Annotated in this window: 11 protein-coding genes; 9 read left to right on the top strand and 2 right to left on the bottom strand. The window is 45.7% G+C overall.

Translation table 11 applies throughout. The annotated features are described in order from the left end of the window. Positions 1-272 precede the first annotated feature (272 nt). Both IL_RS06990 and ubiG read right to left on the bottom strand, forming a co-directional pair. Positions 273-956, bottom strand: a complete 684-nt coding sequence (locus IL_RS06990; protein ID WP_011234608.1) for an HAD family hydrolase — start codon at positions 954-956, stop codon at positions 273-275. Continuing rightward, on the bottom strand, positions 957-1,688 hold the full coding sequence (gene ubiG / locus IL_RS06985) for a bifunctional 2-polyprenyl-6-hydroxyphenol methylase/3-demethylubiquinol 3-O-methyltransferase UbiG (protein ID WP_011234607.1): 732 nt from the start codon (positions 1,686-1,688) through the stop codon (positions 957-959). A 151-nt stretch (positions 1,689-1,839) separates the two neighbouring features. On the opposite strand from ubiG, the gene gyrA reads away from it, so the two are divergent. The 9 genes from gyrA to lapB all read left to right on the top strand — a co-directional run bounded on the left by gyrA (position 1,840) and on the right by lapB (position 12,384). Continuing rightward, on the top strand, positions 1,840-4,479 hold the full coding sequence (gene gyrA / locus IL_RS06980; RefSeq protein WP_016341332.1) for a DNA gyrase subunit A: 2,640 nt from the start codon (positions 1,840-1,842) through the stop codon (positions 4,477-4,479). Beyond that, complete coding sequence (gene serC, locus IL_RS06975; protein WP_011234605.1) at positions 4,476-5,561, top strand: 3-phosphoserine/phosphohydroxythreonine transaminase; 1,086 nt, start codon at positions 4,476-4,478, stop codon at positions 5,559-5,561. Before gyrA ends, serC begins: the two co-directional genes overlap by 4 nt. 31 nt (positions 5,562-5,592) lie before the next feature. Continuing rightward, on the top strand, positions 5,593-6,696 hold the full coding sequence (gene hisC, locus IL_RS06970) for a histidinol-phosphate transaminase (RefSeq protein ID WP_011234604.1): 1,104 nt from the start codon (positions 5,593-5,595) through the stop codon (positions 6,694-6,696). Beyond that, the gene (gene aroA, locus IL_RS06965; protein WP_011234603.1) at positions 6,689-7,978 is read left to right on the top strand and encodes a 3-phosphoshikimate 1-carboxyvinyltransferase; all 1,290 of its coding nucleotides are present in this window, start codon (positions 6,689-6,691) and stop codon (positions 7,976-7,978) included. The genes hisC and aroA overlap by 8 nt, the downstream gene beginning before the upstream one ends. A gap of 97 nt (positions 7,979-8,075) precedes the next feature. After that, on the top strand, positions 8,076-8,768 hold the full coding sequence (gene cmk, locus IL_RS06960; protein WP_016341331.1) for a (d)CMP kinase: 693 nt from the start codon (positions 8,076-8,078) through the stop codon (positions 8,766-8,768). Positions 8,769-8,882: 114 nt separating this feature from the next. Next, entirely contained in the window at positions 8,883-10,565 is a 1,683-nt protein-coding gene (gene rpsA, locus IL_RS06955) for a 30S ribosomal protein S1 (protein WP_011234601.1), read from the top strand. 38 nt (positions 10,566-10,603) lie between these two features. Then, entirely contained in the window at positions 10,604-10,885 is a 282-nt protein-coding gene (gene ihfB / locus IL_RS06950; protein WP_011234600.1) for an integration host factor subunit beta, read from the top strand. A gap of 74 nt (positions 10,886-10,959) precedes the next feature. Next, positions 10,960-11,220, top strand: coding sequence for a lipopolysaccharide assembly protein LapA domain-containing protein (locus IL_RS06945; RefSeq protein ID WP_011234599.1), 261 nt, complete (start codon positions 10,960-10,962; stop codon positions 11,218-11,220). A 6-nt stretch (positions 11,221-11,226) separates the two neighbouring features. Continuing rightward, positions 11,227-12,384, top strand: a complete 1,158-nt coding sequence (gene lapB / locus IL_RS06940) for a lipopolysaccharide assembly protein LapB (RefSeq protein WP_011234598.1) — start codon at positions 11,227-11,229, stop codon at positions 12,382-12,384. Positions 12,385-12,386: the final 2 nt, after the last annotated feature.

Here is a 12,386-nt window from a genome sequence, read left to right as displayed (position 1 = left end):
TTTGCGCCGACTCTTAGCTTTTTGTTATATGTTTGTAGCCACAAGATATTGTGCTTATTAGTTGTACAGGGCGATATTTACACAATATCTAGTGTCTTGGGAATGAAGAGTATGCTAGGTCTAACTGCCACTTCGATCAAGTAAATTTACGGGCAAAAACAGGAATAATTTTGATTTAGAAATCTTGATTTTTTGTCAGCCTTTGTTTGGCGTGAGTTTGCGCTGGTAATCTTGCTATATATTTTTTTGATCTTTTAAAAGATGTTTATAGATCAAGAATTATCAATAGCTAGTAACTTCAGTAACTCCAGTGGTGAGGCGATATGATAGTCGGCTTGCCAGCGTTGCGGCTGATCCTCATTGCTAATATAACCATATTCAGCAAGCACAGTAACCATGCCGGCATTGCGACCAGCTTCGATATCCCGCTCCGCATCTCCGACATAAAGACAGTCGGCAGGTTCTATTCCCAGCTTTTCAGCCGCATAGAATAAAGGTTCCGGCGAAGGCTTTGCTACGCTTAAGGTATCACCGCTTACGACCACACGAATAGCTTCAAACTCCGGGAAGTGAGGCAATAATTGTTGGGTTAGGCGCTCTGGCTTATTGGTGACTATAGCAACTTGAATAGATTCACGCTGCAGCACGGCAAGTAGCTCCAAAACCCCAGGGTAGGGTTGCGTATGAGTGGCTATATTTTGTTTATAAGCACTGAGAAAAGCGTGCCTGAGTTCGGCTTCCATGTCGCTGTACTCATTGGCAAAAGCTAGCTGCAGCATACCTCTGGAGCCATGCGACGCGACTGGCGTAAACACCTCAGCCGTAATAGCAGGGCGTTCGTATTGTTCGCATACAGCGTTCAGTGCAGCACCCAGATCTGGGGCTGTATCAAGCAGCGTGCCGTCTAAATCGAACAATACCGCCTTTACCGGAGAATTCCTGTCTGATGAGGCCATTTATGACTCCGGCTTCTTTAAAGCGATAATGTAATTCACATCAACATCTTTTTCTGAAAGAACAAATCCTTTCAGTGGATTAAAGATAAGACCATTAATGGCGATATCTTCTAACGCGGCGGCATCTGTCATACGCAGTAGCTCTGATGGTTTGATAAAACGTTGATGCTGATGAGTTCCTTTGGGAACCCAGCCTAAAACATGCTCAGCGGCAACAATACCTAATAGCCAAGACTTTACATTCCGGTTTAGCGTGGAAAAAAAGATCTTCCCGCCAGGTTTTAGTGCTTTAGCACAGGCTTTTACAATAGCTTTAGGGTCAGGTACATGCTCCAGCATCTCCAGACAAGTCACCACATCAAAGCTTGCTGGCTGCTGATCCGCCAGAGTTTCAATAGCAATGCATTGGTAGTCGATTTGACGCCCGCTTTCTAATGCGTGCAAACGTGCCACTTTTAATGACTGTTCGGCTAAATCAACCCCTGTAACCTGAGCACCACGTTCAGCCATAGCTTCGCTGAGTAATCCACCGCCGCAGCCGACATCCAATACCTTTTTACCGAATAGGCCGTCAGTATGGTTTTCAATAAACCCTAGTCGAACGGGGTTTATTTTATGTAAGGGTTTGAATTCTCCATCAGGGTCCCACCAGCGCGAGGCGAGGGCTGAAAATTTTGCGATCTCTTCCGGATCGACGTTTTTTTGTTCACTTTTAGAGCGACTGGTGGTCATAGATTATGCGTCTTTAAGAGATGGATAACGCGGCTAGTCTACCTCAGGCAAAGAATAAGAAAAAGAGGGTGCGAGACGCGTTTGGGATGGGTACAATGATTGGATCAAAATAACAATGAATATGCGGATCTATATTTTTAGGGAATAAACTATGAGCGATCTAGCCAGAGAAGTGTCACCGGTAAATATCGAAGACGAACTAAAAAGCTCGTACCTCGATTATGCCATGAGCGTCATTGTTGGGCGTGCTTTACCAGATGTTCGTGATGGCCTGAAGCCAGTACACAGACGTGTCTTGTTCGCAATGAGTGAATTGCGCAACGACTTTAATAAACCTTATAAAAAGTCAGCTCGTGTCGTTGGTGACGTCATTGGTAAATATCACCCACATGGTGATAGTGCTGTTTACGACACTATTGTACGTATGGCACAGAATTTCTCCTTGCGTTATATGCTGGTCGATGGCCAGGGTAACTTTGGTTCGGTTGACGGCGACTCTGCCGCCGCGATGCGTTATACCGAAATTCGCATGGCGAAAATTGCGCATCAGTTACTTGCCGATTTAGATAAAGAAACGGTTGATTTTGTAGACAACTATGATGGTACCGAGCGTATTCCTGACGTTCTGCCTACCCGTGTACCTAACCTGTTAGTTAATGGTTCTTCTGGTATTGCCGTTGGTATGGCAACGAACATCCCTCCTCATAATCTGACCGAAGTTGTCGATGGTGCACTCGCCATGATTGATAACCCGGACATTGATGTTGAAGGGCTAATGGAATACATCCCGGGGCCGGACTTCCCGACAGCGGCAACAATTTCTGGCCGTAGCGGTATTGTCGAAGCTTATAAAACCGGTCGTGGTCGTATTCATTTGCGCGCTCAGGCGGAAATTGAAGTTGACGAGAAAACGGGTAAAGAAACCATCATTGTTACGGAAATTCCGTATCAGGTGAATAAAGCTCGCTTAATTGAAAAAATTGCTGAGTTGGTTAAAGAAAAACGCGTTGAAGGTATAAGTGCCTTGCGCGATGAGTCTGATAAAGACGGTATGCGTATCGTTATTGAGATCCGTCGTGGCGATGTTGGCGAAGTTGTTCTTAACCATTTGTATGCTAATACCCAGTTACAGGTTGTGTTTGGTATCAACATGGTTGCCCTGGATAAAGGCCAGCCGCGTTTGTTTAACCTGCGCGATATGCTGGATTGTTTTGTCCGTCATCGTCGTGAAGTGGTTACGCGCCGATCAGTCTACGAGTTACGTAAAGCGCGTGAACGTGCTCATATTTTGGAAGGTCTGGCGATATCGCTGGCTAATATTGACGAAATTATTGAGCTTATCCGTCGTTCACCAACGCCTGCTGAAGCTAAAGCTGGTCTAATTGCCCGCGCATGGCAGCTCGGTGATGTTGCTGCAATGCTGGAAACTGCTGGCGTTGATGCTGCACGTCCTGATCATCTGCCAGAAGAATACGGCATTCGCGATGGCAACTATCACCTGACCGAAGAACAAGCTCAGGCTATTCTTGATTTACGCCTGCACAAATTGACCGGTTTAGAACACGAAAAAATTCTGGATGAATATAAAGGTCTGCTAGAACAGATTGCTGAACTGCTGCATATTCTGAACAGTTCAGAGCGCCTGATGGAAGTGATTCGTGAAGAACTGGTAGAAATACGTAACAACTTCGGCGATGAGCGTAAAACGGATATTACTGCTGCTGCACATGACATCAGCATGGAAGATTTAATCAACGAAGAAGACGTGGTTCTGACTCTTTCTCACGAAGGCTATGTGAAGTATCAGCCATTGACCGAATACGAAGCACAACGTCGTGGTGGAAAAGGTAAAGCCGCTACTAAGATGAAAGACGAAGACTTTATAGAAAGACTGTGGGTAGCTAACACGCATGACACCATTTTGTGCTTCTCAACCCGTGGCCGTATTTACTGGATGAAAGTTTACCAGTTGCCGCTGGCTAGCCGTGCGTCTCGTGGTAAACCAATAGTGAACTTGTTGCCGCTTGAAGCTGATGAGCGTATTACCGCTATTTTGCCAACACGGGACTATCCGGAAGATAAGTTCGTTGTTATGGCAACACGCAAAGGAACCATCAAGAAAACGCCATTACCAGAGTACTCACGTCCTCGTAACGGCGGCATCATTGCACTGAACCTGGTTGATGACGACGAACTGATTGGTGTTGATATCACTGACGGTAACGGCGAAATTATGCTGTTCTCTGACGCCGGTAAAGTGGTGCGCTTCGCTGAAGAGCAAGTGCGCTCAATGGGTCGTACCGCAACAGGTGTTCGTGGTATTCGCTTAGAAGAAGGGCAACGTGTTGTATCACTGATTGTTCCTCGCGAATACGAAGAGGAAGAAGCGAATGTATTAACCGTGACTGAAAACGGTTACGGCAAACGTACGCCGCTAAGTGAATACCCAGCTAAGAGCCGCGCTACCAAAGGTGTGGTCTCTATTAAGGTCAGTGAGCGTAATGGTTCAGTTGTAGGCGCCATGGAAGTTATTGATGGCAATGAAATCATGCTTATCAGTAATAAAGGCACTCTGGTAAGAACTCGCGTCAACGAGGTTTCTACTGTTGGTCGTAACACTCAGGGCGTGCGCTTAATTCGCACCGCTGATGATGAAAAAGTGGTTGGCTTACAGCGTATTGACGAAATTGATGAAGATGAAGTGTTAATTGACGGCGAGGTTGTTGCTGAAGAAGGTGAAACCGCAGCTGAAGACAATACTGAAAATCAAGAAGGTTCCGACGAGTCATGAGTCAGTTGTTTAACTTTTCTGCTGGACCGGCAATGTTGCCGGTCGACGTTTTGAAACAAGCTCAGGAAGAGTTACTGAACTGGAATGGGCAGGGCGTATCGGTGATGGAAATTTCTCACCGCGACCCTGTTTATGTCCACATGGCACGTGAAGCCGAGCAAGACCTGCGCGACCTGTTAAACGTACCTGATGACTATGAAGTACTCTTTTTGCAAGGCGGTGGCCGCGGCCAGTTTTCTGCGGTTCCGCAAAATATAGCGTCACCGGATGCCACTGTAGATTATCTGGATACAGGAATTTGGTCTGGTTTTGCTATCAGGGAAGCCGAAAAGTTTGTTTCTAAAGTGAATGTTGCCGGGCAAGTTCAGGAAGGCGCTAAAGGCAAAGAAATTCAGTCTCCAGAAAACTGGAAGTTGTCTGAGAATGCCGCCTATTTTCATTATTGTCCTAATGAAACCGTCGATGGTATTGCGCTGCATGAGATTCCTGACGTAAAAGCGCCAATTGTTGCTGATATGTCATCGAATATTCTTTCTGAACCACTGGATGTCTCAAAGTTTGGCGTCATATACGCTGGAGCTCAAAAGAATATTGGCCCTTCCGGTTTTGCCATTGCGATTGTTAAAAAGTCTCTATTAGGTCATCCGCAGAAGCAGGTGTCATCTATTATGGATTACCAGCTTCAGGCTAAAGACGGGTCTATGTACAACACGCCCAACACTTTTGCCTGGTACCTGGCCGGGTTGGTATTCAAGTGGCTAAAAGCTCAGGGCGGATTAACCGCTATGGGCGAACGCAACCGGCATAAAGCACAGCTTTTATATGATTTTGTCGATAAGTCCGATTTTTACAGAAATGATATTAATCCGGCTTACCGTTCAATTATGAACATTCCTTTCCAATTGGCCTACGACAAGCTTGATGCAGAATTTTTGCAAGGCGCTAAAAACCAAGGTTTATTGGGACTAAAAGGGCATCGCTTTGTTGGTGGCATGAGAGCCAGTATTTATAACGCAATGCCGGTGGAAGGCGTAGAAGCATTGCTAAATTATATGGCTGATTTCGAGCGCAAGCTTGGCTAAATAAATAGAATAAAAAAGGTAGTGAATCGCTATGGCAGAATTTAATGCATTAGAACTGGTTAATCCCGGAGTAAAGCAATTACGTCCGTATCAGGCAGGTAAGCCTACGTCTGAATTACAGCGTGAGTTAGGTCTGCAGCACGTGGTTAAGCTGGCTTCAAATGAGAACCCTCTGGGTTTGAGTGAAAAAGTAAAAACCGCGCTGGAAGCTGAGTTAACGGATTTAGTGCGTTACCCCGATGCTAACGGTTACTACCTTAAAAGTCGTCTGGCAGAACTCAACGAGGTTGGTACGCAACAAATTACTCTGGGTAACGGCTCTAACGATGTTTTAGAGATTTTAGCTCGTACCTTTGTGTCAGATAAAGACGAAGTTATTTTCTCTCAGCATGCGTTTGTGGTGTATCCGCTGGTTACTCAGGCTATTGGCGCAAAACCCGTTGCCGTTCCTGCGGTAGATTATGGCCATGATCTTGATGGTATGGCTAAAGCCGTTACCGATAAAACCAAGATGATTTTTATTGCTAACCCCAATAATCCAACGGGCACATTTTTATCAACCTCAGCACTGAAAAGCTTTCTGGACAAAATACCGCAGCATATTATTGTGGTTCTGGATGAAGCCTATTACGAGTATGTGCCGGAAGACCAGCGTGCGCCATCGGTAGAGTGGATAAAAGAATATCCTAATCTTGTGGTTAGCCGGACGTTTTCTAAAGCTTATGGCTTAGCGGGTTTGCGCGCAGGTTATGCGGTAAGCCATGAGAGCGTTGCCGATGTGCTTAACCGCATTCGCCAGCCATTCAACATGAATTCGTTATCGCTGAAAGCTGCTGAAGTCGTATTAGATGATCACGCTTATTTGCAAAAAGCCGTTGAACTAAACGCTCAGGGTATGCAGCTATTAACTGAGTTTTGTGAAGAGTCCGGACTTAACTACATTCCATCTTACGGTAACTTTTTAACCATAGAAGTTGGGCCCGGTGCTGAGAAGCTTTATGACGAACTTCTGCATGAGGGCGTTATTGTACGTCCTGTTGGCGGCTATGAGTTGCCTAATCATTTACGTGTCAGCATTGGCCTGCCTGAAGAAAACCAGGCCTTTATTAAGGCAATGAAAAAGCTGCGTGGTTAATTCTATTCATTTAGAGCCGCGACAGCATTGTCGCGGTACTGTCACCTTACCCGGTTCAAAAAGCATTGCTAACCGGGCATTGCTTATGGCTGCTTTATGCCAGACTCCCGTCATCTTACATAATTTACTGGTTAGCGACGACACCAGCCGCATGCGTGAAGCTCTTAATGCACTGGGAGTGAGCTTTGAAGATGACAAACTCATTACCCGGGTAAATGGTTTAGGAGGGGGGTGGAATAAACCGGCTTCTGAGCTCTATCTGGGAAACGCCGGCACGGCAATGCGGCCGCTCATAGCTGTGTTAGCGGCAACATTAAAAAACGAACACCAAGCGGTAGTGTTAAAAGGTGATGCCCGAATGCATGAGCGACCTGTAAAGCACTTAATTGATGCTATACAGCCTCGTGGGGCAGGAGTTAATTATCTGGGGGAGACTGGGTTCCCTCCGTTAGAAATGACTTCTGGTTTAAAGCCGGGTGACTTTGAAATTGATGGTTCGGTATCCAGCCAGTTTATCTCGGCCTTACTGATGGCACTGCCGTTACTGCCCGGTGATTCAACCCTGACATTAAAAGGGAATGTGGTTTCACGACCTTACATTGAACTGACACTGCAAATGCTGTCCGACTTTGGCATTTCGATAAAAGAAGACTCTCCTCAGTGCTACGCTATTCCTGGCGGGCAATGCTACCAGTCGCCCGGAGAATACTGGGTCGAAGGCGATGCCAGTGCTGCGTCTTATTGGATGGCTGCCGCGCTGTTAGGTAAAGGTCCGGTTGAGATTATCGGTGTTGGTAAAAACTCGATTCAGGGCGACAAACGCTTCGCCGAAGTCATTGAAGCCATGGGCGCGTCAGTGAGCTACCGTAAAAACAGCATGACCGTATCCGGCACAGGAAGTGTACAGGGCATTGACCAGGACTTTAATGATATTCCCGATGCGGCAATGACAGTCGCGCCACTGGCTTTATTCGCAAATAAGCCGACGACAATTCGTAATGTCGCAAACTGGCGGGTTAAAGAAACCGACCGCCTTCATGCTATGGCAACTGAGCTGCGAAAGCTCGGTGCCACAGTCGATGAGGGCGAGGACTTTCTCCGCATTGAACCGCTGAAACACTGGCGACATATTGCAATTGATACTTATGACGATCACCGCATGGCAATGTGCTTTTCGTTAGTAGCATTTTCCTCCGCTGGAGTGACAATCAATGATCCCGGTTGTTGTGCAAAGACCTATCCCGACTATTTTTCCGAGTTTTCACGGCTCTGTCACAGTTAACTCTTAGACTCGCTGACTTTGATTAATGCAATTTTTTTACAAATGCGTATAATTGCGCGGCTAAATGCTGCGTAATGCAGAGCAATTAGAGGATTTTATGACAACTCATATTCCAGTCATTACGATTGACGGGCCGAGTGGGGCAGGAAAAGGAACTATCAGTCGATTATTGGCTGAAAAGCTAGGATGGCACTTGCTGGACAGTGGCGCAATTTATCGCGTACTGGCATTAGCGGCTTTGCACCATGATTTTACGCCGGAAGATGAAGAAAGCCTGGTGGCTTTGGCGGCGCACCTGGATGTGAAGTTTGAAGCAGAAGAGGAACGCTCATTGACACATATTATTCTTGAAGGCGAGGATGTGACCATGACCATCCGTACCGAGCAAGTGGGTAATATGGCGTCAAAAATAGCGGCTTTACCACGAGTCAGAGAAGCTCTACTGCGCCGCCAGCGTGGGTTTAAAGAGCTTCCGGGTCTGGTGGCCGACGGCCGTGATATGGGAACTGTTGTTTTCACTGATGCCGATGCCAAAATCTTTTTAACGGCTTCTGCCGAAGAGCGCGCAAGACGACGCTTTGGGCAATTGAAGGAAAAAGGTTTTGATGCTAATATTGATCAATTAGTGAACGAAATTAAAGAAAGAGATGATCGTGATACGAATCGCTCGGTGGCACCTCTTAAGCCAGCTGAGGATGCGTTGTATCTGGATTCCACTGATACGTCCATAGAGGACGTGTTGGAACAAGTATTGACGTTTGCGCACAGCAAACTCTCAAAGACTAGCTAGGGTCAGGTGACCTTAATTAGGCGTCTGTTGTAAGGAAGCGAACAGACTATTTTAATAACCCCGCTGTATACGGAAGTTCAGTGGACGTCTTATTTATAAGCGAAGTTAATTACTATGTCAGAAAATTTTGCAGAATTATTTGAAGAAAGCCTAAAGGAAGTTGAAACACGCCCGGGCTCCATTGTTAAAGGTACTATCGTTGCTATCGAAAAAGATTTGATCCTGGTTGATGCCGGCCTTAAATCAGAAAGCGCGATTCCAGCAGAACAATTCCGTAATGCAGAAGGTGAATTAGAAGTCAGCGTCGGCGACGTAGTTGACGTAGCCCTTGATGCAGTTGAAGACGGCTTTGGCGAAACCATTCTGTCTCGCGAAAAAGCGAAGCGTTATGAAGCATGGCTGCAACTGGAAAAAGCACACGAAGACAATGCAACCGTTATCGGTATTATCTCTGGTAAGGTTAAGGGTGGCTTTACAGTAGACTTAGGCGGCGTTCGCGCGTTCTTGCCTGGTTCACTGGTTGATGTACGTCCAGTACGTGAAACAACGCACCTGGAAAACAAAGATTTAGAATTCAAAGTTATCAAGCTTGATCAAAAACGTAACAACGTTGTTGTTTCTCGCCGTGCTGTTATCGAGAAAGAAAACAGTGCAGAGCGTGAAGAGCTGCTTGAAAACTTGCAAGAAGGCCAGGAAGTTCAGGGTATCGTTAAGAACCTGACTGACTACGGCGCGTTCGTTGACTTAGGCGGCGTAGATGGCTTATTGCACATTACCGATATGGCTTGGAAACGCGTTAAGCACCCAAGTGAAATCGTAAACGTTGGCGATGAAATCACTGTTAAAGTATTGAAGTTTGACCGTGAACGCACTCGTGTATCTCTTGGCCTTAAGCAGTTAGGCGAAGATCCATGGGCTGATATCGCAAACCGTTACCCAGAAGGGCATCGTTTAACTGGTCGTGTTACGAACTTGACTGATTACGGTTGCTTCGTCGAAATCGAAGAGGGTGTTGAAGGTCTTGTTCACGTATCAGAAATGGACTGGACTAATAAAAACGTTCATCCTTCTAAAGTGGTTAACCTGGACGACACTGTTGAAGTTATGGTTCTGGAAATTGACGAAGAACGTCGTCGCATTTCACTAGGCCTTAAACAGTGTAAACCTAACCCATGGGAAGAGTTTGCGAAAAACCACAATAAAGGCGAGCAGGTTACTGGTAAGATCAAGTCAATCACTGACTTTGGTATCTTCATCGGTCTTGACGGCGGTATTGATGGTTTGGTTCACTTGTCAGATATTAGCTGGAACGCTACTGGCGAAGAAGCCGTTCGTGATTACAAAAAAGGTGAAGAAGTTACCGCTGTAGTCATGCAAGTTGATGCTGAACGTGAGCGTATTTCACTGGGTATCAAGCAGCTTGAAGAAGACCCATTCAATAACTACCTGGCGGCCAATAAAAAAGGTGCTATTGTTACAGGTACAGTTACTGAAGTAGACGCTAAAGGCGCTAAAGTTGAATTAGCTGAAAGCGTTGAAGGTTATGTTCGTGCCGCTGACATTTCACGCGACCGCGTTGAAGATGCAAGTACTGAACTGAGCGTTGGTGATTCTATTGAAGCTCGCTTCATGGGCGTTGACCGTAAAAACCGTACTCTGAGCTTGTCTATCCGTGCGAAAGACGAAGTTGAAGAGAAAGAAGCGGTTGAAAGCGTTAATAAGCAACAGGACAGTGGTTCTGGTCTTAACAGCGCAATGGCAGAAGCCTTTAAAGCTGCAAAAACTGACGACGAATAATTTACTGCACTGTTGCAGTTAATTTGAAGGAGGTAATGATGACTAAATCAGAGCTGATTGAAAGGTTAACTTTGAAGCACGAGTTACCTCCTAAGCAGGTTGAAGCTTCGGTAAAAGAAATACTCGAACAGATGGTGCAATCCTTATCGCAAGGTAAGCGCGTTGAAATTCGGGGCTTTGGAAGCTTCTCTTTGCATTATCGGGCTCCTCGTGTTGGCCGTAATCCTAAAACAGGTGATCCTGTTGAATTGGATGGAAAATATGTACCGCATTTTAAAGCGGGCAAAGAGCTTCGCGAGAGGGTCGATACATTAAGTTAGTTTTTACGCTCGATTGATAAAAACGGCATGCTATACTGGCATGCCGTTTTTTTATAACTAACAGGTAAGCAATTATGCTTAAAAAGCTGCTTATTCTCATTCCTGTATTAATCATATTTCTTTTAGCAATGGCTTTTGGTGCGCAGAACCCGCAAACCGTGGTTGTTAATCTACTGGTGCTGCAAACAGAGATGGCTGTTGCGTCGCTGCTTGCTATCTTTTTTGGTAGCGGTTTTCTGGTTGGTATTTTATTACTTTGCTTATCGAGTTTATCCTGGCGCTATCGGTATAATCGTTTAGTTAAGCGTTTAAATAAACTGGACAAGGAGAGTTAACGGCTCATGTTGGAGCTTCTCTTCCTGCTTCTACCAATTGCTGCTGCCTATGGCTGGTTCATGGGGCGTAATAGTGTTCGCACCGAAGAGCGAAAAGAGCAGAAGCGTTTCTCCAAACAGTATGCGACTGGTATAAATCTGTTGCTTTCAGATCAACCCGACAAGGCAGTTGATCTATTTGTTGAGCTGTTGGATGTCGACAGCGAAACCATTGAAACTCACTGGACCTTAGGCAAGTTATTTCGTCGCAGAGGCGAAGTTGACCGCGCAATAAAAATTCATAAAAACCTGACGTCACTTCCCAACCTGTCTGAGCACGACCGCTTAACGGCTATGTACGAGTTGGGTAAAGACTACCTTTCTGCCGGAATCTATGACCGCGCTGAACAAATGTTTGCAGGCTTACAGAGTTACAAGTTATTCCGGGAAAAAAGCCAAAAGCACCTTCTTGAGCTTTATGAGTCCACGCACGAATGGGATAAAGCCATTAAAATAGCTTTGCGTCTGGCGAAGCAAAGCAGCCACGCGCGAGTCGTTCTCGCTCAGCTATATTGCGAACTTGCCGAATTAGACGACAATGTTCCCAGTAAAATAAAGCATTACAGCAAAGCGCTTAAACACGATAGTAATTGCGTTAGAGCGGTTCTCTCCCTGGGAAAAATCCATATGAAAGAAGGGGAGTATGGGGAGTCTATTAATTACTTAACCCGGGTGTTCGAGCAGGACAAATCATTCGTTTGCGAAACCATTCCTTTGCTAGAGGAAGCTTACGAGAAAACATCGGATACTCATACTTTTATCGAGTTTCTACACAGTTGCGTTGAGCACAATGCGGGGATAACAGCCGCTATTACATTGTCAGAAAAAATCTGTGAATCACAAAGTATTGAAGACGCAGAACACTTTATGACCCATGTTTTAGAGCAGCACCCGACTATGCGCGGATTCCATCATTTAATGGGGTTACATATTCGAGCCGCTGATGTGGGCAATGCACGTGACAGCCTTCGGAGGCTGCGTAAGATGGTTCACGAGCACATAGTGCAGCGGCCCAATTATAAGTGCCGTCACTGTGGTTTCTCTGGACACACTTTATATTGGCGTTGCCCTTCATGTAAGAGCTGGGCAACAACAAAACCTATTTTTGGATTAGATGGTGAATAACA

The organism is Idiomarina loihiensis L2TR (genome assembly GCF_000008465.1).
Classification (GTDB): Bacteria; Pseudomonadota; Gammaproteobacteria; order Enterobacterales; family Alteromonadaceae; genus Idiomarina; species Idiomarina loihiensis.
The sequence above is the reverse complement of the archived record's forward strand: the minus strand, read 5'-3'. Positions and strand labels throughout refer to the sequence as shown.